Source organism: Micromonospora sp. NPDC051924 (genome assembly GCF_055586005.1).
Window position 1 is genome coordinate 27,984 of the sequence record NZ_JBVJJA010000025.1, and the last position, 22,290, is coordinate 50,273.

The 22,290-nt window shown below is 75.1% G+C and carries 24 protein-coding genes; 9 read left to right on the forward strand and 15 right to left on the reverse strand.

Annotated features, from left to right (window positions below):
* Nucleotides 1-49: 49 nt before the first annotated feature.
* From ACZ6S5_RS20400 to ACZ6S5_RS20425, 6 genes are all read right to left on the reverse strand, one after another.
* Nucleotides 50-322: a DUF4235 domain-containing protein gene (locus ACZ6S5_RS20400; RefSeq protein ID WP_355354688.1), complete on the reverse strand. Its 273-nt coding sequence runs from the start codon at nucleotides 320-322 to the stop codon at nucleotides 50-52.
* Nucleotides 319-660 (reverse strand): DUF3618 domain-containing protein, encoded by a 342-nt coding sequence (locus tag ACZ6S5_RS20405; protein ID WP_466002598.1) that lies wholly within the window; start codon nucleotides 658-660, stop codon nucleotides 319-321. Before ACZ6S5_RS20405 ends, ACZ6S5_RS20400 begins: the two co-directional genes overlap by 4 nt.
* Complete coding sequence (locus ACZ6S5_RS20410) at nucleotides 657-1,091, reverse strand: phage holin family protein (protein WP_466002600.1); 435 nt, start codon at nucleotides 1,089-1,091, stop codon at nucleotides 657-659. The genes ACZ6S5_RS20405 and ACZ6S5_RS20410 overlap by 4 nt, the downstream gene beginning before the upstream one ends.
* A gap of 316 nt (nucleotides 1,092-1,407) precedes the next feature.
* Nucleotides 1,408-2,643, reverse strand: coding sequence for a mechanosensitive ion channel family protein (locus tag ACZ6S5_RS20415; protein WP_466002602.1), 1,236 nt, complete (start codon nucleotides 2,641-2,643; stop codon nucleotides 1,408-1,410).
* A 77-nt stretch (nucleotides 2,644-2,720) separates the two neighbouring features.
* Nucleotides 2,721-3,542, reverse strand: a complete 822-nt coding sequence (locus tag ACZ6S5_RS20420) for a DUF1206 domain-containing protein (RefSeq protein WP_466002604.1) — start codon at nucleotides 3,540-3,542, stop codon at nucleotides 2,721-2,723.
* A gap of 63 nt (nucleotides 3,543-3,605) precedes the next feature.
* Complete coding sequence (locus ACZ6S5_RS20425) at nucleotides 3,606-3,971, reverse strand: hypothetical protein (protein WP_466002606.1); 366 nt, start codon at nucleotides 3,969-3,971, stop codon at nucleotides 3,606-3,608.
* 74 nt (nucleotides 3,972-4,045) lie between these two features.
* Here ACZ6S5_RS20425 and ACZ6S5_RS20430 point away from each other — a divergent pair, with 74 nt between their 5' ends.
* Nucleotides 4,046-5,272 carry a cysteine desulfurase-like protein gene (locus ACZ6S5_RS20430; RefSeq protein ID WP_466002608.1) on the forward strand — a complete coding sequence of 409 codons (1,227 nt, stop codon included), beginning with the start codon at nucleotides 4,046-4,048 and terminating at the stop codon, nucleotides 5,270-5,272.
* Nucleotides 5,269-5,556: a GNAT family N-acetyltransferase gene (locus ACZ6S5_RS20435; RefSeq protein WP_466002610.1), complete on the forward strand. Its 288-nt coding sequence runs from the start codon at nucleotides 5,269-5,271 to the stop codon at nucleotides 5,554-5,556. Before ACZ6S5_RS20430 ends, ACZ6S5_RS20435 begins: the two co-directional genes overlap by 4 nt.
* Before the next feature lie 56 nt (nucleotides 5,557-5,612).
* Here ACZ6S5_RS20435 and ACZ6S5_RS20440 read toward each other — a convergent pair whose 3' ends face one another.
* A complete protein-coding gene (locus ACZ6S5_RS20440; protein WP_466002612.1) occupies nucleotides 5,613-7,112 on the reverse strand; it encodes a glycoside hydrolase family 3 protein in 1,500 nt (499 codons plus the stop codon).
* Between the two features lie 136 nt (nucleotides 7,113-7,248).
* Here ACZ6S5_RS20440 and ACZ6S5_RS20445 point away from each other — a divergent pair, with 136 nt between their 5' ends.
* The 5 genes from ACZ6S5_RS20445 (at nucleotide 7,249) to ACZ6S5_RS20465 (ending at nucleotide 11,889) form a co-directional block, all read left to right on the forward strand.
* Nucleotides 7,249-7,371 (forward strand): hypothetical protein, encoded by a 123-nt coding sequence (locus ACZ6S5_RS20445; RefSeq protein ID WP_466002614.1) that lies wholly within the window; start codon nucleotides 7,249-7,251, stop codon nucleotides 7,369-7,371.
* Nucleotides 7,372-7,438: 67 nt separating this feature from the next.
* Entirely contained in the window at nucleotides 7,439-8,389 is a 951-nt protein-coding gene (locus ACZ6S5_RS20450; RefSeq protein WP_466002616.1) for a TIGR03557 family F420-dependent LLM class oxidoreductase, read from the forward strand.
* 157 nt (nucleotides 8,390-8,546) lie between these two features.
* Nucleotides 8,547-10,178, forward strand: a complete 1,632-nt coding sequence (locus ACZ6S5_RS20455) for a RecQ family ATP-dependent DNA helicase (RefSeq protein ID WP_466002618.1) — start codon at nucleotides 8,547-8,549, stop codon at nucleotides 10,176-10,178.
* A 66-nt stretch (nucleotides 10,179-10,244) separates the two neighbouring features.
* On the forward strand, nucleotides 10,245-10,748 hold the full coding sequence (locus ACZ6S5_RS20460; protein ID WP_466002620.1) for a hypothetical protein: 504 nt from the start codon (nucleotides 10,245-10,247) through the stop codon (nucleotides 10,746-10,748).
* A 97-nt stretch (nucleotides 10,749-10,845) separates the two neighbouring features.
* Entirely contained in the window at nucleotides 10,846-11,889 is a 1,044-nt protein-coding gene (locus tag ACZ6S5_RS20465; RefSeq protein WP_466002622.1) for an AraC-like ligand-binding domain-containing protein, read from the forward strand.
* 204 nt (nucleotides 11,890-12,093) lie between these two features.
* On the opposite strand, the gene ACZ6S5_RS20470 is transcribed toward ACZ6S5_RS20465, so the two are convergent.
* The 8 genes from ACZ6S5_RS20470 to ACZ6S5_RS20505 are packed head-to-tail and all read right to left on the reverse strand — an operon-like array spanning nucleotide 12,094 to nucleotide 20,782.
* Complete coding sequence (locus ACZ6S5_RS20470; protein ID WP_466002624.1) at nucleotides 12,094-13,083, reverse strand: DNA topoisomerase IB; 990 nt, start codon at nucleotides 13,081-13,083, stop codon at nucleotides 12,094-12,096.
* The gene (locus tag ACZ6S5_RS20475; RefSeq protein WP_466002626.1) at nucleotides 13,067-14,035 is read right to left on the reverse strand and encodes a glycosyltransferase family 9 protein; all 969 of its coding nucleotides are present in this window, start codon (nucleotides 14,033-14,035) and stop codon (nucleotides 13,067-13,069) included. The genes ACZ6S5_RS20470 and ACZ6S5_RS20475 overlap by 17 nt, the downstream gene beginning before the upstream one ends.
* Nucleotides 14,032-14,736: an SDR family oxidoreductase gene (locus ACZ6S5_RS20480; protein WP_466002628.1), complete on the reverse strand. Its 705-nt coding sequence runs from the start codon at nucleotides 14,734-14,736 to the stop codon at nucleotides 14,032-14,034. Before ACZ6S5_RS20480 ends, ACZ6S5_RS20475 begins: the two co-directional genes overlap by 4 nt.
* Nucleotides 14,733-16,229 (reverse strand): PfkB family carbohydrate kinase, encoded by a 1,497-nt coding sequence (locus tag ACZ6S5_RS20485; RefSeq protein WP_466002630.1) that lies wholly within the window; start codon nucleotides 16,227-16,229, stop codon nucleotides 14,733-14,735. Before ACZ6S5_RS20485 ends, ACZ6S5_RS20480 begins: the two co-directional genes overlap by 4 nt.
* A gap of 11 nt (nucleotides 16,230-16,240) precedes the next feature.
* Entirely contained in the window at nucleotides 16,241-16,921 is a 681-nt protein-coding gene (locus tag ACZ6S5_RS20490) for a D-sedoheptulose-7-phosphate isomerase (RefSeq protein ID WP_466002632.1), read from the reverse strand.
* Nucleotides 16,921-18,138 carry a glycosyltransferase gene (locus ACZ6S5_RS20495; RefSeq protein ID WP_466002634.1) on the reverse strand — a complete coding sequence of 406 codons (1,218 nt, stop codon included), beginning with the start codon at nucleotides 18,136-18,138 and terminating at the stop codon, nucleotides 16,921-16,923. The genes ACZ6S5_RS20490 and ACZ6S5_RS20495 overlap by 1 nt, the downstream gene beginning before the upstream one ends.
* Entirely contained in the window at nucleotides 18,123-19,097 is a 975-nt protein-coding gene (locus tag ACZ6S5_RS20500; protein WP_466002636.1) for a glycosyltransferase, read from the reverse strand. The genes ACZ6S5_RS20495 and ACZ6S5_RS20500 overlap by 16 nt, the downstream gene beginning before the upstream one ends.
* Nucleotides 19,094-20,782, reverse strand: a complete 1,689-nt coding sequence (locus ACZ6S5_RS20505) for an HAD-IIIA family hydrolase (RefSeq protein ID WP_466002638.1) — start codon at nucleotides 20,780-20,782, stop codon at nucleotides 19,094-19,096. Before ACZ6S5_RS20505 ends, ACZ6S5_RS20500 begins: the two co-directional genes overlap by 4 nt.
* Before the next feature lie 176 nt (nucleotides 20,783-20,958).
* On the opposite strand from ACZ6S5_RS20505, the gene ACZ6S5_RS20510 reads away from it, so the two are divergent.
* Entirely contained in the window at nucleotides 20,959-21,291 is a 333-nt protein-coding gene (locus ACZ6S5_RS20510; RefSeq protein WP_466002640.1) for an SRPBCC family protein, read from the forward strand.
* 202 nt (nucleotides 21,292-21,493) lie between these two features.
* Nucleotides 21,494-22,261: a polyprenol monophosphomannose synthase gene (locus ACZ6S5_RS20515; RefSeq protein WP_466002642.1), complete on the forward strand. Its 768-nt coding sequence runs from the start codon at nucleotides 21,494-21,496 to the stop codon at nucleotides 22,259-22,261.
* Nucleotides 22,262-22,290 lie beyond the last annotated feature (29 nt).

Below are 22,290 nucleotides of genomic sequence, written 5' to 3' on the forward strand. Positions count from 1 at the left end.
AAAGGCCCCTTCCCCGGGCTGTGGGAAAGGGGCCGGCACGCGTCGGAGGTCAGTCGGGCCAGTGGCCGGTGAGCCGGCGTACGCCGACCGCGCCGCCCCGGTCCACAGCGGCCCGGACGACCGCGAAGATGGCGCCCTGCAACGCCGCGGCGGCCAGGATCTCGCCCCAGCGGCGGTCCTCGTCGGTGGCGCTGGGCGCCTCGCCGTCGCCCGCCGTGATCTTCCAGACCTGCCGGAAGATCACCCCGGCGACCGTACCGGCGGCCAACCCGAGCAGCACCCCGACGGGCTTGTAGGCGGCCTTGCCGATCCTGTTGCTCACCTGCGCCTCCCTCGGACGATCAGCAGCGCCACCGCGGTCGCCACCGCGCCGGCCGCCACGGCCGCCCACGGCAGCGGGCTGCGCCCGACCGCCCCACCCTTCTCGTACGCCCGCGCCCGCACCAGCCGGGCCTTGCTCGCCGCCCGCCCGCGCACCCGAGCCGCGGTCAGCGACGCCTGCTCGCGCAGCCGCACCTTCGCCTGCTCGGCACCCTGCCGCAGCAGGGCCTTCGGGTCGGCCCGGGCGGCCAACAGCTCCATCGTCTCACCGAGCTCCACCCGAGTCCGGCGGATCTCCTCGCGGAGCGCCGCCACGTCGCCGGTCCCGTTGCCGGTCATGCCCGCCTCCCGTCCTTCACCGCGGCGGTGACGGTGTCCACGTCCGCCCGGACGCTGCGGACCGTCGCCTCCGGCACCGGCGGGACGGCACGGCTGACCTGATTCTTGCCGACCAGCGCGAGTATCCCGGCGAGCAGGAAGAGCGCCACCGCCACGATCAGGGCGGCCAGCCACGCGGGCATCACCAGCGCCAGCAGCAGGATCACCGTGGCGACCAGTGCGCCGGCGCCGTACAGGGCCATCACCCCGCCGCCGCCGAACAGACCGATCCCGATCCCCGCGTGCTTGCCCTTCTGGGCCAGTTCCGCCCGGGCCAGTGCCAGCTCGTCCCGCACCAGGCGGGAGACCTGCTCGGTGGCCCGCTGCACCAGTTCGGCGGTGGACGGCTCGGTCCCGGTCCGGGACGTGCTGCGACTCGCGACGTCAGCCATGCTGTCCTCCTTTCATCATCACCGCGCTGTATGCCCGGAGTCGCCGCCCGTCAATCCTGCGCGGAACGGCCGGTCGGCCCGGCCGCGCGCCGCCGTGCGTCCCGGCCCGTCCGAAGGCGGGCCGGAGGCCGGGGCGTGCGCAGCAGGTCCCCCGGAACGAGCGAAACAAACCCGCGGCGCGCGAATCGGCCCGCACGGTCGCCTTGATCGACTCACGCGCTGCCGCAATCCGGTGCCTCCCGTCATCGGGACAGCCCGCGCTGCCGCAAGTCGAGTCGATCAAGGGCGGCCAGCGGCGCGTACGGCGGTGAAGGGATCAGCGGCGGGCGTCGGCCCGCTCGTCCCGGTCCGCGCCGGCCGCGTCGCGGGCGTCGGTGTCGTCGCTGCCGCCGAAGACCTCGCTGCGGGCCTCGCCGTCGTCGCTGCCGCCGAAGACCCGCGCGTCGTCGGGGATGTCGGTGTCGGGCCGCCGGCGGATCGTCCGGCGCGGCGCCACCACCTGCCAGGGCAGCGGTCCCGCGGCGTCGCCCACCTCGGCGCGCATCCGGGGCAGCGCGGTCGGCCGCTGGTCGCGGATCCACGCCACCAGGTGCTCGCGGACCAGGCAGCGCAGGTCCCAGAGGCTGCCGGCGTCGGCGGCGCTGACCAGGGCCCGGACCTGGATCATGCCGCCCGTGGCATCGGTCACCTGGAGCACGCACACCCGGCCGTCCCACAGCTCGGTGCTCTCGCAGAGCCGGCGCAGCTCCTCCCGCATCGCCTGCACCGGCACCGCCCAGTCGACGTCGAGCTCGGCGGTGCCGAGCACCGCCGCCTCGGTCCGGGTCCAGTTCTGGAACGGGGTGCTGGTGAAGTACGAGGTGGGCAGGATCAGCCGGCGGTCGTCCCAGATCTGCACGACCACGTAGCTGAGGGTCAGCTCCTCGATCCGGCCCCACTCCCCCTCCACCACGACCACGTCGTCCAGGCGTACCGCGTCGCTGAAGGCGAGTTGGAGGCCGGCGAAGACGTTGCCGAGCAAACTCTGCGCCGCGAGGGCGGCGACCACACCGACCACGCCGGCGCTGGTCAGCACGCCGGCGCCGATGCCGCGGACGGCGGGGAAGGTCATCAGCATCACGCCCACGGCCAGGATGACGATCACCGCGATCGTGATTCGGCGGAGCATCACGACCTGGGTACGCACCCGGCGGGCGTGCCGGTTGTTCGGCACGTCCACCCGGAACCGGGCCAGCGCGGTGTCCTCGATCACCACCAGCAGCGAGGCGACCAGCCAGGCGGTCGCCGCGATCACGGCCAGCACGAGGGCGTGCAGCAGGACCTGCCGCCACGGGCTGCCCACCCCGTAGAGGGTGGTGAACCGGACGGCGAGCTGCACGGCGAGCGCGGTCGCCGCCACCTGGAACGGGCGGTGCGAGTGGTCGGTGAGCTCGGTCATCAGCAGCGACCGGCGGCCGAGCCGCCGGGTGACCCGGTGCACCACCTCGACCAGCAGAAGAGCGACCGCCGCCGCGACAATCGCGGCGACGGCCGTTTCGAGGTAGCTCCGCACGAACGCTTTCTCCCTCCAACCGGGGACGGATCGGGCAAGGGCCCAATGGTGCCCGGCGGTCCGGATATCGACCAGGATCAGACGCGGCGGTATCGGGACTGGAGGAAGCAGTAGATGCCGAAGGCGGCGATGCCGAGCGCGGCGAGCGTCAGCAGCACCGGCCCGTACGACTGGTCGCGCAGGGTACGCAGCGCGGCGTCCAGGCCCCGGGCCTTCTCCGGGTCGTATTTGACCGCCGCCACCACGATCAGCAGGCCGGCGAGGGCGAAGACGGCGCCGCGGGCGGCGTACCCGGCCATGCCGAGCCGACGGGCCAGGGTGTGCGTCTTCGGGCTCATCTCACCGATCTTGAGGTTCTTCTCGAACTTCTTCTTGAGGCCGTAGATCACCATGCCGATGCCGACCGCGGCGAGCACCAGACCGGCCAGCCCGACCAGGAATCGGCCGCCGCCGGAGGCCATCAGCTTCTCGGAGAGCTGTTGCTGCTGCTGCGACGCGTTGGCGCTGGCGTCCTGGACGACCTTGATCGCGGTCCAGCCCAGCCAGACGAAGACGATGGTGCGGACGACGGAGGTGATCCGCTCGAAGAGCCGGTCCCGACCCTGCAGGCCGCGCTGGCCGGTGATCGCCTCGAAGGCCTGCCAGATCGCCATGGCGAACAGCCCGACGGCGATCGCCACGAGCAGGAACTTGCCCAGCGGCTGGGCGCCCAACGTGCGCAGGGCCCCGTTCTGGTTGCCCTCCTCCCCCGACTTGCCGAAGGCGATCTGCAGCGCGATCCAGGCGAAGAGGAGGTGCACGATCCCGTAGCCGATGAATCCGGCCCGGGTCAACAGTTCGAGCCACCTGCTGTTCGCGGCCTGGGCGGCGGTGGCTCCGGCGTTCCGGGTGAGTGACATGGCGCCACAATCTCCCGATGCGAAGATTTCCAAACGTCGGCCGCCGCCGCCCGCGCCGGCGGGTCAGCTGTTGGGGTTGCGCGCGACCCGGATGACGACGTTCTGGTCGGTGACGCTGTCCAGGCTCACCTGGAAGCCGCCCACCTCGGTGGCCTGCTGACCGACGGTGAGCGACAGCTGCTCGCCGGCGACCTCCACGGTGACCTGGTCACCCTGGGCGCCGATCAGCTTGGCCTCGACGCCGAGGATGGTGGCGCTGGCGTCGACGCCCCGGTCGAAGGTGACCGTGCAGGAGTCCAGGCCGCAGTCGGTGGAGGCGCCCTCCGAACTGCACCCGGCCAGCAGCGCGGCGCCGAGTGCGAGGCCGGCGAGCAGGCCGGCGGCGCGACGGACGGGGGTCGGCGAGGGGGAAACGCGTCGGTTCGTCACCCGGCCAAGGGTACGAGACTCCGGCCAGGCCGCCGCCACCCGGTGATCATCGGGCGGCACGTTAGGGTCCCGGCATGCCCTTCGACATCGCCCGGACCCGGGCCGCCTACCCCGCCCTGACCGAGGGATTCGTCCACTTCGACGGCGCCGGCGGCACCCAGACCGCCCAGCCGGTGATCGACGCGGCCGCCGCCGCAATGGGCGCCGCGACCGGCAACCGGAGCACCGCCTTCGTACCCGGCCGGCGGTCGCTCGAGCTGATCGCCGCCGCCCGCTCGGCGGTGGCCGACCTGGTCGGCGCGCAGCCCGAGGGCGTGGTGCTCGGGCCGAGCGCCACGGCGTTGACGTACACCCTGGCCCGGACGCTCGGCGCGGGCTGGCGCCCGGGCGACGAGGTGGTGGTCTCCCGGCTGGACCACGACGCCAACGTGCGGCCGTGGGTGCAGGCGGCGGAGGCGGCGGGCGCGACGGTCCGCTGGGCGGAGTTCGACCCGGCGACCGGCGAGTTGCCCGCCGGCCAGTACGCCGACCTGGTCGGCGAGCGCACCCGGCTGGTCGCGGTGACCGCCGGCAGCAACGCCATCGGCACCGCGCCGGACGTGGCGGCGATCGCCAAGACCGCCCACGCGGCCGGCGCGCTGGTCTGCGTGGACGGCGTGCACGCGGTGCCGCACGGCCCCACCGACGTGGCCTCGCTGGGCGCGGATTTCCTGGTCACCAGCGCGTACAAGTGGTCGGGGCCGCACCTGGCGGCGATGGTCGCCGATCCGGCCCGGTGGGAGACGCTGCGCCCGGCGAAGCTGCTGCCCTCCTCCGACGCGGTCCCGGACCGCTTCGAGTACGGCACGCCGAGCTTCCCGCTGCTGGCCGGGGTGGCCGCCGCGGTGGACCACCTGGCCACCCTCGACCCGGCGGCGACCGGCAGCCGCCGGGACCGGGTGCGGGCCGGGCTGGCCGCCGCCCAGGCGCACGAGGAGGCGGTCTTCGACCGGCTGCTCGCCGGCCTGGCCGCCCACCCGGCCGTCACCGTGTACGGCTCCCCGGCCCGGCGCTGCCCCACGGTGTCGTTCCGGCTCGCCGGGCGGACCCCGGCGGAGACCGCGGCGGCGCTCGGCGCCGTTGGCTGCTGCCTCTCCTCCGGCGACTACTACGCCTACGAGTACTTCCGCGCCATGGGGCTGCGGGACAGCGGCGGCGCGGTCCGGGCCAGCGTCTACCACTACAACACCGTCGAGGAGGTGGACCGGTTGCTGGCCGAACTGGACCGGCTGGCCGGCGACGGGGAGAGAATGGCCCGGTGAGCTTCCTGGTCGAGGAGAACCCCGCCAAGCACCGGTTCGAGATCCTGGTCGACGACGCGCTGGCCGGGTTCACCGCGTACCTGCCGCGGGGCGAGGTGCTGGTCTTCACCCACACCGAGGTGGACGAGCGCTACCAGGGCATGGGGGTGGGCGCGGCGCTGATCCAGGACACCCTGGACCAGATCCGCGCCCGCGGCGGCCGGGTGGTGCCGAAGTGCCCGTTCATGGCCGCGTTCATCAAGCGCCACCCCGACTACGCGGACCTGGTGGTCCCGGAGCCCTGAGCCCCCTCGCCGGCCCGGACCGGCCGGGGTTCGCCGCCGCCCGGCCGGACCGGGGGTCAGCGGGGGCCGGCGAGCAGCTCGGCGGCGGCCTGCGTGGCGGCCCGGGTCGCGCCGTGGGTGGCCACGTGCACCGCGCCGGTGACCAGCTCGGGCACGCCCAGCTCGACCACCACCGCGTCGGGGCGGGCGGCGAGGGCCCGGGTGACGGCCGCCCGCATCCACTCGTGGCGGTGCAGGTCGCGCACCACCAGCACCAGCGGGCGGCCGGCCGAGTCGGCGGCCGGGTCGGCCGGCACCTCGCCGTCGGCGTACCGGGCGGTGGTGGTGCCGGGCACCAGTCCGGCCAGCGGCGCGGCGATCCCCCACGGGGTCTCCTCGCCGATGGCGATGTTGCGGGGCGGGGCGAACTCCACCACGTGCGCCGGGCCGGCCAGCGGCAGCCGGCCCGCCTCGGCGGCCACCCGCACCGCCCGCCGGGCGGCGGCCAGCCCGACCGCCGAGCCGTCGCCGCCCCGGACCGGGGCCGGCCGGTCGGCGCGCGCGGCGACGCTCCACGCGGCGAGCTGACCGACCCGCTTCGCCGCCTCGGCCAGCCGCTCCTCGGGCAGCTCCCCGGCGATCACCGCGGCCACGATGGCGTCCCGCAGCTCGGCGGCGTCGGCCTCGGTGGCCCGCTCCCCGCCGATGCAGATCGCGTCCGCCCCGGCGGCGAGGGCGCGCACCGCGGCGCCGGTGAAGCCGTACCGGTCGGCGACCGCCCGCATCTCCACCGCGTCGGTCACCACCACCCCGTGGAAGCCCAGTTCGTCGCGGAGCAGCCCGCCGAGGATGCGCGGGCTGAGGGTGGCCGGCAACTCCGGGTCGAGCGCCGGCACCAGCAGGTGCCCGGTCATCACCGCCTGCACCCCGGCGGCCACCGCGGCCCGGAACGGGGCCAGCTCGACCGCGTCCAGCCGGGCCCGGTCACCGCCGATGCGGGGCAGGTCGTGGTGCGAGTCGACCCGGGTGTCGCCGTGGCCGGGAAAGTGCTTGGCGCAGGCGGCCACGCCGCCGGCCTGGAGTCCGCGTACCCAGGCGGCGGTGTGCCGGGCCACCAGGGCCGGGTCGGGACCGAACGAGCGGACCCCGATGACCGGGTTGGCCGGGTTGGAGTTGACGTCGGCGTCCGGGGCGTAGTTCAGGGTGACGCCCAGGGCGGCCAGTTCGGCGCCGAGGTCGCGGGCGACCTCCTCGGTCAGGCCCTCGTCGTCGACCGCGCCGAGGGCGAAGTTGCCGGGCCGCGAGCTGCCGCGCGCCGACTCGATCCGGGTGACGTCGCCGGCCTCCTCGTCGATCGCGACGATCACGTCGGGTCGCTCGGCCCGCAGCGTCGCGGTGAGCGCGGCGAGCTGGTCGTGGTCGACGACGTTGCGGGCGAACAGGACCACCGAGCCGAGTCCCTCGCCGAGCCAGCGGCAGACCCAGGCCGGCGGGGTGGTGCCGACGAACCCCGGCTGCAGGACGGCCGCGGCCAGGGCCGCCAGGTCCGGGCTCGCTCCCACGATCCGCTCGCTCATGCGCTGTCGTACCCCCGTCTCCCCACGGCCCGCCGCCCCGGCGGTGCTGACATGGTCACACCCGCGTCCCTAAATAGTCAACATTCCTAACTGTTAGCTGCTGGCGGACCCGGACCGCCCGTGGGAGAGTGCGAGCATGCCCGCCGCGCTGCTCGCCGACGCCACCACCGCCGCCGACATTCCCGGCGTACGCCTGCTCGGCCTGGTGCTCGGCGGCCTCTTCCTGCTGATCGCGATCCGCGCGATGTTCCGCCGCTGACCGGCGTTCGGACGGCGTCCCTCCGGGTACGGCAATCGTTGTCCGTACGGACCGGCGAGGGGGCAGCGTGAAGATCGGCTATTTTCTGTCCAGCGAGGAATACACCCCCGCGGAACTGCTGGAGCAGGCCCGGGGCGCGGAGCGGGCCGGCTTCGAGGCACTGTGGATCTCCGACCACTACCACCCGTGGGTCGACGCGCAGGGCCAGAGTCCCTTCGTCTGGTCCACCATCGGCGCGCTCAGCCAGGTCTGCCGGCTGCCGGTGACCACCGCGGTCACCTGCCCCACCATGCGCGTCCACCCGGCGGTGATCGCCCAGGCCGCGGCGACCAGCGCGGTGCTGCACGAGGGCCGGTTCGTGCTCGGGGTGGGCAGCGGGGAGGCGCTCAACGAGCACATCCTCGGCGCCGCCTGGCCGCAGACCGACGTCCGGCTGGAAATGCTGGCAGAGGCCGTCGAGGTGCTGCGCGAGCTGTGGCGCGGCGACTTCGTCAACCACCACGGGAAGCACTACACCGTCGAGCACGCCCGGATCTACACGCTGCCGGACACGCCCCCGCCGATCCACGTCTCCGGCTTCGGTCCGAAGTCGATCGAGCTGGCCGCCCGGATCGGCGACGGCTACGTCAGCACCATGCCGGACGCCGACATGGTCCGCCGGTTCCGCGACGCCGGCGGCGGCGACAAGCCGTGTCAGGCCGGCTTCAAGGCGGCGTACGCCGACAGCGTGGACGAGGGGGCGCGGATCGCCTACGAGAAGTGGCCCAACGCCGGGGTGCCGGGCGAGCTGTCCCAGGTGCTCCCCTCGCCGCGCCACTTCGAGCAGGCCGCGCAGCTGGTCCGGCCGGAGATGATGACGGAGTCGTTCGTCTGCGGCAACAGCGCCGACGCGCACCTGGAGATGATCGACAGGTACGCGAAGGCCGGTTTCGACGAGGTCTACGTGGCCAACACCGGACCGCACTGGGCGGGCCTGTTCGACCTCTACCGGCGCGAGGTGCTGCCCCGGCTGCGTTGAGGCCCGGTCGACGCGCACCGGCAATCACGCGCGCCTGCGCGGCGGGCTACCTCGCCGGCGTCTTCGCGGTCGTCGTCACCCTGGTCGCCCTCGCCCCGTTCGTGGGCTGAACCAGCCCGGTTTCGGCGGTGATCGCCGGGGGTACCTGCGGCCACTGATGAGACTGACCACGCACTCGACGACGTTGCGCCGCGCGGCGCGCAGCCTCTTCGGCTGGACCGCGCTCCGGCCCAACCAACTGGCCGCCATGCGCGCGGTGATGAAGCGACGCGACGCCCTGGTGGTGCTGCCCACGGGCGCCGGCAAGTCGGCGATCTACCAGATCCCGGCCAGCCTGATCCCCGGCCCCACGGTGGTGATCTCCCCGCTGCTGGCCCTCCAGCAGGACCAGATCGCGGCGCTCAACGAACGACAGCGTCCCGAGCTGCGGGCGGTGCGGATCAGCTCCGACGAGACCCCCGCGCAGCAGGCCGAGGCGATCGAGGAGGTCCGCCGGGGGCGCGCCGAGTTTCTCTTCATCACCCCGGAGGCGCTGAGCAACCCGGACCGGATGGCCGAGGTCCGGTCGCTGAAGCCGGCCCTGGTGGCGATCGACGAGGCGCACTGCATCTCCGCCTGGGGGCACGACTTCCGCCCCGACTACCTGGCGCTCGGGCACCTGATCGCGGGCATCGGCCGGCCGCCCGTGGTGGCCCTGACCGCCACCGCCTCCCCGCCGGTACGCGACGACATCATCGCCCGGCTCCGCCTGCGCGACCCCGAGGTGGTGGTCTCCGGGCTGGACCGGCCGAACCTCTTCCTCGAGGTGGCCCACTGCCCGACCGACGACTACCGGTGGCGCCGGCTGATCGCGCTGCTGCGCGACGACAAGCGCCCCGGCATCATCTACGTGCCGACCCGGCGGGCCGCCGAGGAGCTGGCCGGCCGGTTGACCGACGCCGGCTTCCCGGCGCAGTACTACCACGGCGGCATGCCGACCAACGCCCGGCACGAACTGCACGAGGCGTTCCTCGCCGACCAGGTGCCGATCATGGTGGCCACCTCGGCGTTCGGCATGGGCATCGACAAGCCGAACATCGCCTGGGTGGTGCACATGGCGCTGCCCGACTCCCCGGACAGCTACTTCCAGGAGATCGGCCGCGCCGGCCGGGACGGTGAGCCGGCCCGGGTGCTGCTGCTGTGGCGGGCCGAGGACATCGGGCTCCAGCGGTACTTCACCGGCGGCCTGCCCGACGAGCGGGAGCTGCGGGAACTCGCCGCGCTGCTGCGCAAGCAGGCGCGGACCAAGAAGGAGCTGCGCGAGCTGACCGGCCTGGGCCCGCGCAAGCTCGGCCAGTACCTGTCCCTGCTGGAGCAGGTGGGCGCCGTCGAGCCGCACGCCCGCCAGCGCGTCGGCTCCCCCCGGTACGCGCCGAAGGCCGCCGAGTCAGGCCGGGCGGCACTGGCCGAAGCGGAACGGCAGCAGGCCGTCACCCGGTCACGTACCGACATGATGCGCGCCTTCGCCGAGACCACCGGCTGCCGCGGCCAGGCGCTCCTGGCGTACTTCGGCGAGCAGATGCACGAGGTCTGCGGGCACTGCGACAACTGCCACGCCGGCACCAGCGTCGCCGACGACCGCGCGGTCGGGCCGTTCCCGGTGCACAGCCAGGTCCGGCACCCGGAGTGGGGCGCCGGCCTGGTGCTCAGCTACGAGGAGGACCGGATGACGGTGCTCTTCGACGAGGTGGGCTACAAGACGCTGTCCGTGCGCGTGGTGTCCGAACAGGGCCTGTTGACGCTGGACTAGCCTGACCCGGGCACCGTGGCGGTGCCCGTTGACGACAACGACGACCACGGCGAAAGGGGCTTGATCGTGATCGAGCAGCCGGCGTACACCGGGTTCGGTTTCTCCGACGAGGAGTGGGGCCTGCTGGTCGGGCTGCCGCAGGCGGTGCTCACCGCGGCGAGCGCGGCCGAGTCCGACGGCACCAAGCGCACCATGACCGAGAACGCCGCCGGGTTGGAGACCATCTCGGCGGGGCGGGAGTCGGCCAGCCCGCTGGTGGCGGCCGTCGCCGGCGAGGTCGTGTCCCGGGTGGGCGACCCGGAGGCCGGCGCGGAGCTGCCGGTGATCACGCCCGCCGAGCCGCAGGCGATGATCGACGACGTCCTCGCCCGGGCCGGCCAGGCGGCCGCCCTGCTGACCGCGAAGGTGGACGAGGGGCAGGCCGGGGCGTACAAGCACTGGCTGGTGGAGATCGCCGAGCAGGTGGTCACCGCGGCCGCCACCGGCGGCATCCTGGGGCTGGGCGGCGACGTGGTGAGCGACTCGGAGCGGCGCTTCCGGGACCGGCTCGCCCAGGTGCTCAACGACTGACGCCCCACCCCTGTCGCACAATGGACGCCCCGCGGCTGTCGCGCCGACGCCGTGGGGCGTCCGCCATGGTGGAGGGCGGACGACCACGGGGAGCCTCATGGACACGAAGCTGAACCGACACATCCTGGACACCGAGCAGGTGCCGCCGCGCGACCGCTTCGGGCTGTGGCTGGACATGCTCGCCGACACCCCCGGGCTGGTGCGGGTACGCACCGAGCACGCCGACGACTTCGTCGCGCGGGTGGAGACCATCGAGCTGGGGCCGCTCCAACTGGTCCGCCACCGCTACCCCTCGCTGGACGCCGTCCGGACCCGGAAGCTGATCGAGCGCTCCGACGCGGACTGCTATCTGCTGGCGCTGACCCTCGCCGGTAACGCCAGCGTGGACCAGGAGGGGCAGCACAGTGTCTGCGGCCCCGGCGACCTCACCTTCTACGACTGCGCCCGGCCGCATGAGCTCAGCCATCACGGCGACGACCGCGGGCGCGGGGCGTCCGGCTCGATCGTGGTCTTCATCCCGTACGACGCCCTGCCGCTGCCGCACGCCCGGCTCGCTCCCCTGTTCGCCGGGCGGATGTCCGGCACCGAGGGGATCGGGGCGTTGCTCGCCGACTACCTCATCCAGCTCACCGGGCATCCCGAGCAGTACCACGCGGCCGACGCGGAGCGGCTGGGCGGCATCGGGCTGGACCTGATCTCCACCCTGCTGGGCCGGCACCTGGTCTCCGAGGACGCGGTCCCCACCGAGGTGCGGCGCCGGGCGCTGCTGGCCCAGGTCCGCTCGCACATCCGGCAGCACCTGGGCGACCCGTCGTTGAGCCCGCAGTTCATCGCGGCCGCGCACCACATCTCGGTCCGCTCGCTGCACCGGATCTTCGAGGAGGAGGAGACCGGCGTCGCCGCGTACATCCGGCACCAGCGACTGGAGCGGTGCCGGCGCGACCTCGCCGACGCGGCGCTGCGCGACCAGCCGATCCAGCTCGTCGCGGGCCGGTGGGGATTCCGCGACAAGGCGCACTTCAGCCGGGCCTTCCGCGCCGCGTACCAGGAGACCCCGCAGGCGTACCGGGCCCGCCACCTGGAACAGGCGCGGATCGTCAACACTCCGGCGTCCGCGGTCAACTCGCGACGGACATACTGATTGCGGGCCGACCACCGGGTGACCGGGGCCGGCCCACTGGTATCGGGGGGCCGTGGCGAGGCGCCCGCGACGGTCCGTCGCGGGCGGCCGCCCGGTGCCGATCCCGCCGCCGACGCGGCCGACTCCCCCGCGCCACCGGCCAACGACGGCCACACCGGACCCCGGCCCCGTCGTACTTCCCCCCAGGACCGGCGACGGGGCCGGTCAGGCCGTCTCCTCCTGCAGCAGGGCCAGCACGGCCTTCTCCACCGACTCCCGGGGCATCTCCGGCTCCACCGAGGCCAGCACCCCGTCGTGGAAGAGGTCGACGACCCGCGGGTCCACGTAGGACGTCCGGGCCACGGTGGGGGTGTTGCCGAGCAGCTCGGCGACCGACCGCATCACCGCCGCGACCGCCCGCCTGCGGGCCGTGGCCGAGCGCTGCGGGCCGGCCGTGGCCAGCTCGGTGGCGGCCAGCACCGTAGCGTGCCAGGTACGGAAGTCCTTGGCGGTCATCTCCCCGCCGCTGGCGTCCCGCAGGTAGCCGTTGACCTCGTCGCTGCGCACGTCCCGCCAGGTCCGGCCGTCCCAGTAGCCGAAGAGGCGCTCCTGCGCGCGCCGCCGGCGGCGCAGGTTGGTCAGCACCCGGCACAGCTCGGCGTCCTCGATCCGGCGGACCTGCTCGACGCCGCCCTTGGCGGGGAACTCCAGGACCACGCAGCCGCCGCGGGAGCGGGCGTGCTCGGGGCGCAGCGTGGCGACGCCGAAGGTGGGATCGTCCCCGGTGGCGTACTGGTCGCTGCCGACCCGGAACATGCCCATGTCCAGCAGCCGCGTCACGGTGGCGAGGACGCGGTCCCGCCGCAGGCCACGCAGCGTCAGGTCGTGGTCGACCCGGTCGCGCAGCACCGGCAGCCGGTGCGCCACCTCCAGCAGGCGGTCGAACTTGGCCTCGTCCCGCTTCTGCCGCCACTGCGGGTGGTAGAGGTACTGTTTGCGCCCGGCCGCGTCGATCCCGGTGGCCTGGATGTGCCCGTTCGGGTACGGCGAGATCCACACGTCCTGCCAGGCCGGCGGGATCACGAGGTCGCGCAGCCGGGCCAGCTCGTCGGGGTCGCGGACCTGCTCGCCCTTCGCGTCGACGAAGAGCCAGCCCCTGCCGCGCCGCCGGCGTCCGTACCCCGGCCTGCCCGGATCACTACGCCGCAATCGCACCGGAGACCCGCACCGCCCGTTCCGCCTCGTGGACGGCGGCCAGCACCTCGTCGACACCGATGGCCGCCAACGTCGGATGGGTACCTACCCCGCCCCGAGCACCGCAGTCCCGCTCGGTCCCCGGGTGGCGCATGACCCCGAGCACGCGGTGCCGGGGGCGGTCCGGTGGCGGACCCCAGTGCGCCGGCGGCACCGGGCCGAAGAGCACCACCGAGGCGGTGCCGTACCCGGTGGCCAGGTGGGCCACCCCGGTGTCGCCGCTGACCACCAGCCGGGCGTCGGCGACCAGGGCGGCCAGCTCGGCCAGGCCGGTCCGGCCGGCGAGCACCGCCGCCGGGGACAGGCCGGCGTCGGCGGCCACCCGGTCGGCCAGCTCCCGCTCGTCCGCGCTGCCGGTGAGCACCACCCGGTGGCCGCGCGCGGCCAGCGTCCGGGCGAGCGCCGCGAAGCGCCCCGCCGGCCAGCGCTTCGCCGGCACCTTGCTGCCCGGGTGCAGCACGGTCGCGCCGGCCGGCACCCCGGCGGCCGGCGGGCGGCGCAGCGCCAGGTCCGCGGGGTCGGCCCGCAGCCCGTACGTGTGCAGCAGCCGGCACCAGCGGCGGACCTCGTGCTCGTCGTCGTGCCATGCCGGCCCGCCGGGATGTCCGGCCTCGGTGTTGCGGTAGGCGAGCAGGCGGCCCGGCCGGGTGGCGGCGAGCGCCCGGTGCGACTGCGGGCCCCGGCCGTGCAGGTTGACCGCCACCTCCGGCGGCGGCCCCGGCCAGGCCAGCCGGTCCGGCCCGCCGGTGGGCAGCACCCGGTCGACCGCGCCGACCAGGTCGGCCAGCGGCGCCAGCCAGGCCGGCGCGGCCAGCACCAGTTCCCGGCCCGGGAAGGCGGCCCGCAGGCCGCGCAGCGCCGGCACGGCCGTCGCGAGGTCGCCGACCCCGAGCGCCCGCAGCACCAGGATCACGGGTACGACGACTCCTGCTCGGCGCAGACCACCATCTCCCGTACCGCGCAGCCGGGCGGCTGGGAGAGGGCGAACATGATCGCGGCGGCGGTGTCGGCGGGCTCGTTGAGCGCGGCGTCCGGCCCGGGGCGGTACTGGGCGTCCCGCTGGTCGAAGAAGGCGGTGCGCATGCCGCCCGGGATGAGCAGGGTGACCCCGACCGTGCCGGCCAGCTCGGCGGCGAGCGCCCGGGTGAAGCCGACCACCCCGAACTTCGCCGCGCAGTACGCGGTCGCGTCGCTGACCGCCTTGACCCCGAGCGTGGAGGCGACGGTGACGATGCTGCCCCGGGACGCCGCCAGGAAGGGCAGCGCGGCCCGGATCACCGCCGCGGTGGCGAGCAGGTCCACCGCGACGATCCGCTCCCAGGTCTCGGCCGGGACGTCGGCCAGCTTCCCCGGGACGTCCATGCCGGCCGCGGTGACCACGGCGTCCAGCCCCCCGGAGCGTTCCGCCAGCTCCCGGGTGGCCGCCTCGGCGGCCCGGGTGTCGGACAGGTCGCACTCGACCCACGGCACCCCGTCGGCCGGCCGCTGCCGGTCCAGCGCGAGGGGGCGGCCGCCCGCCCGGGCCACCGCGGTGACCACCGCCGCCCCGAGCCCGCTCGACCCGCCGGTGACCAGGACGGTAGGGCCGGCCCCGGGTGGTGGACTACTGATCATCGTGCTCCCTCCGCCGTCGGCCCGAGGACCGGCTCGCGGCGCGCCCCGTCCGCCGGGACCGCCACCTCGGGCCAGGCGGCCGAGCCGCGACCGGACCGGGCCGCCGCGATCATGTCGGTGGTGGACCGCCCGTCCAGGTACGGCACGACCACCGTGTGTCCGCCCCAGCGGGCCAGGATCTCCGCCTCGGGCAGGGTCTCCTCGCCACCGCCGGTGGCGTAGTCGCCGCCCTTGACCCAGATGTCCGGGCGCAACCAGGACAGCGCCGCGTGCGGGGTCGGCTCGTCGAAGATCAGCACGGCGTCGACGCAGCTCAACGCCGCGAGCAGCCGACTACGGTCGCCCTGCGGCACGACCGGGCGTGCCGGGCCCTTGAGCCCCGCGACGCTGGCGTCGGAGTTGAGGCAGACGACCAGGCAGTCGCCGAGCTGGCGGGCCGCCTGGAGGGTCGCCACGTGCCCGGCGTGCAGCAGGTCGAAACAGCCGCCGGTGGCGACCACCGTGCCGCCCGCCGCGCGTACCTCGGCCACGACCGCGCCGGCCGCGGCCGCGCCGATCCGGTCGCCGTCCCCGCTCACCACCAGCGGGGAGGCGGCCCGCACCGGCGCGGGCAGCGCGGTGGCGACTCCCCCGCCGGCCACGTACGCGGACGCCTCGGCGACCGCCTGCTGCACCGCCTCCGAGACCAGCGCGCCCCGGGCAAGCGCGAGGGCGGCGGTGGCCGCGAACCGGTCCCCGGCCCCGCAGGTGTCCCCCTCGGCCGCCGGTGCGGGCACCACCAGTGGGGTGGAGCCGGCGTGGCAGAGCAGCGCGCCGTCCCCGCCCAGGGTCACCGCCACCGCGCCGGCCTGCCAGCGCTGCCGCAGCGCTTGGGCGCCCCGCGCGGCGGTGACCAGCCGGGACGCGCCGGCCGGGGCCTTCGCCAACTCCCGCGCCTCAGACTCGTTCGGGGTGGCCAGATGCACCCCGGGCACCGCCGCCGGGCCGCGCGGGTGCGGGTCCCAGACCACCGGGGCTCGGGTGGCGGCGAGCGCGGCCCGCAGCGCCGGCTGCCGGGCGACGCCCCGGCCGTAGTCGCTGACCAGCACCGCGGCGGCGTCGGCGATCAAACGCAGCACCGCCTCGCTGGGCTCGCCCGGCTCGCCGGCCCGGCCGCCCCGGTCGTGGCGCAGCAGCACCCGCCCCCGGACGCGCAGCCGGATCTTCTCGGGCGTGGCCCCGGCCAGCGGCAGCGCGTACAGCTGCACCCCGGCGGCGGCGAGCAGGGCGCCGATCCGGGCCCCGCCGGCGTCGTCGGCGATGGCGGTGACCAGCGCGACCTCCGCGCCCGCAGCGGCGGCGAAGACCGCGGCCAGGCCGGCGCCGCCGGGCCGGTCGACGTACGTGGTCTCGTCGAGCACCGGCACCGGGGAGTCCGGGCAGAGCCGGTTCACCGTCCCCTCGACGTCCCGGTCCAGCAGGGTGTCACCGATCACCACCACGGGTCCCGTCATGCTCGACCTCCTCATCGGGCCTGCACCTCCCGGTCGGGGGCGTCCCCGAGCACCACCTCGACCCCGGTACGCACCGGGGCGGCCCCGGACCGGGTCGCGAGGGCCGCCGGCAGGGCCCGGTCGACGTACTCGCAGAGCACGTGGGTGGCGACCAGGTGCAGTTCCTGCACCACCTGACTCTCCGGCGAGTCGACGGCGAGGGTCTCGTCGCACAGTTCGGCGAGCGGGTTGGGGGTGGGGCCGGTGAAGGCCCAGCAGCGCAGGCCGGTGTCGCGTCCGGCGTGGGCGGCGGTGAGCAGGTTGGTGCTGGTGCCGCTGGTGGACATGAGCAGGAGGATGTCGTCGGGTCGGCCGTGGGCGCGGACCTGGCGGGCGTAGACCTCCTGGTAGCCGTAGTCGTTGCCGATGGCGGTGAGTGCGGAGGTCTCGGCGTGCAGGGCGATGGCGGAGAGGGGTTCGCGGTCGTCGCGGAGTTTGCCGACCAGTTCGGCGGTGAGGTGCTGGGCCTCGGCGGCGCTGCCGCCGTTGCCGGCCACCAGCAGCCGCCCGCCGCCGGCCAGCCGCTGCGCCACCTCCCCGCCCCAGCGGGCCAGCAGCTGCTCGGACTGCCGGAACGGCAGCAGCGCGGCGGCCAGGTGGGTCAGGTGGTCCTCGAGCACCGTGCCGCCGATGGCGGGACCGGGCGCCGCCATCAGGCGACCACCCGGGTGGGTCGACGCACCGTGGACACCTCGGCGTACAGCTCCGCCAGGCGGTCCGCGGTGGTGGACCAGGAGTAGCGGGTGCGGGCCCGGTCCAGCGCCGCCGTGGCGTACGCGAAGCGGCGGATCCGGTCGCCCAGCAGAAGGCGGATCGCCGCGCCGAGCGCCGCCGGGTCACGGGCCGGCACCAGGTCGCCGGTGCGACCCGCGACGACCGTGTCGATCAGGCCACCCACGGCCGTCCCGATCACCGGCACCCCGCACGCCATCGCCTCGAGCGGGGTGAGGCCGAACGGCTCGTACCAGGGGGCGGCGACCAGCACGTCCGCCGAGCGGTACCAGCGCCCCATCTCCTCGCGCGGCACCGCGCCGATCAGCTTCACCCGGTCCGCGACGCCGCACGACTCGGCGAGGACCCGCAGCCGCAGCGCGTACGGGTCGGTCTCCAGCAGCCCGGCCGGCGGGCCGCCGACCACCACGCACTCCGCGTCGGGCACCAGCGCGGTGGCCCGGATGACGTCCTGGAAGCCCTTGCGCTCGACCAGCCGGCCGACGGTGAGGATGCGCGCCCGGCCGCCGTCCCGCCCGGCGACCGGACCGAGCGGGGCGAAGGTGGAGAGGTTCACCCCGGACGGGACGACGGTCATCCGGGACCGGGGCACGCCCATCCGGACCAGCTCGGCGACCTCGTCCTGGCACTGGGCCACCACCCGGTCGACCGAGCGGCCCAGCTCCCGCTCGTGGGTCAGCCGGCCCGGTGGGCTGGTGTCCTGCGCGCCCTGGTGGCGCCGCTTCACCGTGCCGAGCGCGTGGTACGTCTGCACCACCGGCACCCCGGTGCGCCGGCCGGCCGCGAGGGCGGCGAGACCGCTCATCCAGAAGTGCGCGTGGACCACCTCGGGCTGCCAGTCGCCGGTGCGCCACCGCTCGGCCAGCCACTCCCCGAACGCCGGCATGTACGGCAGCAGGTCGTCCTTGGCCACCGGCTCGGCCGGTCCGGCGGGGACGTGCACCACGTCGTACCCGTCCGGGGTGCGGACCGTCACCGGCAGGTCCACGGCATCGAGCCGGGTGTAGACCCGCACGTCGTGGCCGGCGGCGGCGAGCGCGGCGGAGAGCTCCGCGACATGCGTGTTCTGGCCACCGGCGTCCTCCCCGCCGAGGACGGCGAGCGGGCTGGCGTGCTCCGAGATCATCGCGATCCGCATACTTCCTCCTCCAGCAGCCGGTCCCAGTCGGCGAGGAACCGCTCCAGGCCGTAGCGGTTCCGTGCGGCGGCCCGGGCCGCGGCGCCTGCCCGGCGGGCGGCGGACGGGTCGTCGACGAGGTCCCGGGCCGCCGCCAGCAGCACGTCGACCCGGGTGGAGAGGGCGCCGGCGGACGGAGGCACCGCCTCCACGGCCTCGGTGGTGGCCAGCGCCACCACGGGCATGCCCATGGTCATCGCCTCGATCAGGCTCAGCCCGAGGGAGGTCCACCGGCACAGGTGCAGGTACGCCCGCCGCCGGGCCAGCTCGGCGTGCATGGCGTGCTGGGGCACGTCGTCGTGGCTGGTCAGCCGCTCCGGGGGCAGGCCGAGATGGTCGGCGAGCCCGGCGACCTTCATGCCGTAGACGTCCAGCGGGGCGATCTCGGCGAACCGGGCCAGCAGGTCGCTGCCGGTGACCCGCCAGCGGCGTACCGGCTCGTTGATGACCACCGCGAGCCGGTCCAGCTCGCCGGTCCACTCGACGGCCGGGGCCACCACCCCGTGTTCGACCACCGTGGTGCGGGTGCCGCCGTTGTCCCAGAACAGCTCGTTGAAGTGGGTGACGTGGGTGAGCAGCAGGTCGTCCCGGTCGGCCATCGGGTGCCGGGTGTTCGGCACGTCGCCCTTCGGGGTGTTGTGCTCCACGTAGATCGCCGGCACGTCGCGACCCACCCGCCGGCCCAGCCACTCGCAGGCCAGGTCGAACTCCTCCGGGCGTTGCAGGATCACCAGGTCGACCTCGGCGCGGCGCAGCTCCTGCGGGCTCGCCTCGACGGCGGTGTCCGGCCACGGGTACGTCCGGGCCCGACCCAGCCCGTACGGGCCCCGGTCCGGGGTGACCGGCACCAGGTACCGGTGCTTGCCGTGCACGAACGACGTGGTCCACGACCCGTGCACGTGCCAGACCAGGACGTTCATCGCGCCACCCCACCGGGGACCGGGACCGCCCCGACGACCGGCTCCGCCGCGTCGGGGGCCACGCCGAGCAGCCGCAGTGCCTCCAGCACCCGCCCCGGTTCCAGGTCGGTGAGGCAGGGGTGGCCGGGGACCGGGCAGCGGGTGGCCCGGGTGTCCCGGCAGGGCGCCCCGGCGTCGCCGAGCCGCACGGTCGGCACCCGGTACGGCCCCCACTGCCCGAACGGGACGGTCGGCGCGAAGAGGCTGACCACCGGTACGCCGAGCGCGGCGGCCAGGTGCGCCGGGCCGGTGTTGCCGACCACCAGCGCGCCGGCCCGGGCGACCACCGCGGCCAGCTCGCCGAGCCCGGTGCGGCCACCCAGGTCGAGCCCGCCGGCAGCCGCGACCCGGGCGGTCAGTTCCCGCTCGTCGGGGCCGCCGGTGACCACCACCCGGTAGCCGGCCGCGGCGAGCACCCGGACGATCCGGGTGGCCAGCTCGGACGGGCAGGCCCGGGTCTCCGCCGAGGAGCCCGGGTGCAGCACGACGTACCCCGGCGTCCCGAGCGTGGCCGGGGCCGGGGGCAGCCGGTCCGTCCGCAGCCGCAGCCCCGGTTCGTCGCCGGCGGGCAGCGCGAAGCCGGCCGCGGCGGCGAGGGAGAGGGCCCGTTCCGGTTCGGGCACGCCGACGGGTACGCGGTGTCGTACGTCCAGCAGGGAGCCGGGGTAGTCGTCGCTGATCGCGCTGATCCGGGGCACCCCGGCCAGTCGTAGCAGCAGCGCCAGCGGCAGCGGGGACTGGTGGAACGAGGTGAAGACCACGGCCTCCTCAGCGCCGAAGGCGGCGATCCGCGCGACGAGTTCCCGCAGGCCGGCCGGATCGACCGGCGGTGCGGGGGCGTCGATCCACGGCAGCGGCCACTCGACGATCCCGTCGACGCCGGGCAGCAGCTCGGCCGCCGCCCGGCCGCGTGGCCCGCAGAGCAGGACCACCCGCTCCGCACCGGCCGCGACGGCCCGGATGCCCGGCCCGGTGACCAGCACGTCCCCGGCGGCATCGCTGCGCGCCACCAGGACGGTGCCCCGGCGGGGAGTCGGGCCGGGCGCGGCCACCAGCCGCATCCGGCGCAGGATCTCGGCGACCGCGTCCGGCAGGTCCGCCGCCACCGTCGACGCGGCGGCCACCTCCGCCGACCGGGTGGCCGGGGTGGGCACCAGGACGCCGGCGGCGCCCGCCGCGGCGGCGGCGGCCATGTCCGCGCCGATGTCCCCGACCAGCACACAGCGGTCCGGGGTGGTGCCGAGCGCTCGGGCGGCCGCGTGCACCATCCCCGGGGCGGGCTTGCGGCAGGCGCAGCCGTCCGGCTCCCCGTGCGGGCAGATCTGCCAGGTGTCGAACGGCCCGAGCAGTTCCTCCACCCGGGCGTTGACCCGGCGCAGGTCCTCGACCGTGAAGCAGCCCCGAGCCAGGCCGGACTGGTTGCTCACCACCGCTAGGCGCAGGCCGGCCGCGCGGAGCCGGTCCACCGCCTCCCGCGCCCCGGGCATGGGGCGGACCTTCTCCGGGTCGCCGTTGTAGGGCACGTCCTCGATCAGCGTGCCGTCCCGGTCCAGCAGGACGGCGTCGTACAGGCCGGACGGGGGCCGGCCAGCACCCGGGTCAACCCCGGCTGACCTGCACTGATCCCGCTCGTGGTCCCGTCGCACGGGCGGCGGGTTCCCGACCCCCCGAGGAGTAAACATCAACTTCGGCGGAGCCGCCTCCGCCGGTGTTCGCCGGGCGGTCCGTACCGCGCCGCGCCGGCCTGGTCCGGCGATACCCGTCGCCCCCGAGAAGCTAACCCGGGCGGTATCGGCGGACCCGGCGGGGGTATGGGACACCGGTGGCGATTGTGGAGAAAGTGATCGACGCGCCCCCGCAGCAGGTGTTCGACGTGCTCGCCGACGGGTGGACGTACAGCGACTGGGTGGTGGGCACCGCGCACGTCCGCGACGTGGACGACACCTGGCCACGGGTGGGCAGCCGGCTGCACCACCGGGCCGGACCGTGGCCGTTCTCGCTGCAGGACGCCTCCACGGTGCTGGCCTGCGAGGCGCCGCACAGGCTGGTGCTCAAGGCGGGGCTGTGGCCGGCGGGCGAGGCGACCGTGCTGTTCAGCCTGGAGACGTTGAACCGGCTCTCCGACATCGCCACCCGGCAGATGGCGGACCGGTGACTCGGCCTGGCGGGACAACCGGCGCTGTCCGTGGCGGCGCTCGGCGGGCTGCTGCTGGCCGCCACCGGCGTGGCCGGCCGGTTACGCTGACGGGCCGGTGTCGCGACGCTCCGGAGCCTTCCGGTGGGCGTCTGTGCCGACGCGCACGGAGGACTGGCTACCCTCTCAGGTGAACCCTGTCGGCCGACCGAGGAAGTCCGTGATGATCGAACCCGTGCAGTTGCCCTCCCCGTGGCGCGACGCACGTCTGACCGTCGTCGTTCCCACCTACAACGAGGCGGGCAACCTCCCGGTGCTGGTCGAGCGGCTTCTCGCGCTGCCGCTGCCGGGCCTGAAGGTGCTCGTGGCGGACGACAACTCCCCGGACGGCACCGGCGAGGTCGCCGACAAGCTGGCCGTCGAGCACCCGGAGCGGGTGACGGTGGTGCACCGTCCCGGCAAGGAGGGCCTGGGCCGGGCGTACGTGGACGGGATGGGCCGGGCGCTGGACGACGGCGCGGACTTCGTCGCGCAGATGGACGCCGACCTTTCGCACCCGCCGGAGGCGCTGCCCGGCATGCTCGGCGCGCTGCTGTCCACCCAGGCCGGCGTGGTCATCGGCTCCCGCTACGTGCCGGGCGGCGAGCTCGACGAGAACTGGCCGCTGTACCGGCGCGCGCTGAGCGGCTGGGCCAACCTCTACGTGCACACCCTGCTCCAGGTGCGGATCCGCGACCTGACCGCCGGCTTCAAGATCTGGCGGGCGGACGCGCTGCGGGACATCGGCCTGGACCGGGTGCAGTCCAACGGCTACAGCTTCCAGGTGGAGATGCACTACCTCGCCACCAAGCTGGGCCACACGATCCTGGAGGTGCCGATCCGCTTCGAGGAGCGGCGCGAGGGGCTGTCGAAGATGACCACCGCCACCAAGATCGAGAGCGCGCTGATGCCGTTCAAGCTGCGCGCCAAGCACCGCAAGCTGGAGCGCTGACCCCGACCCGCTGGAACGGCCTCGCCCGG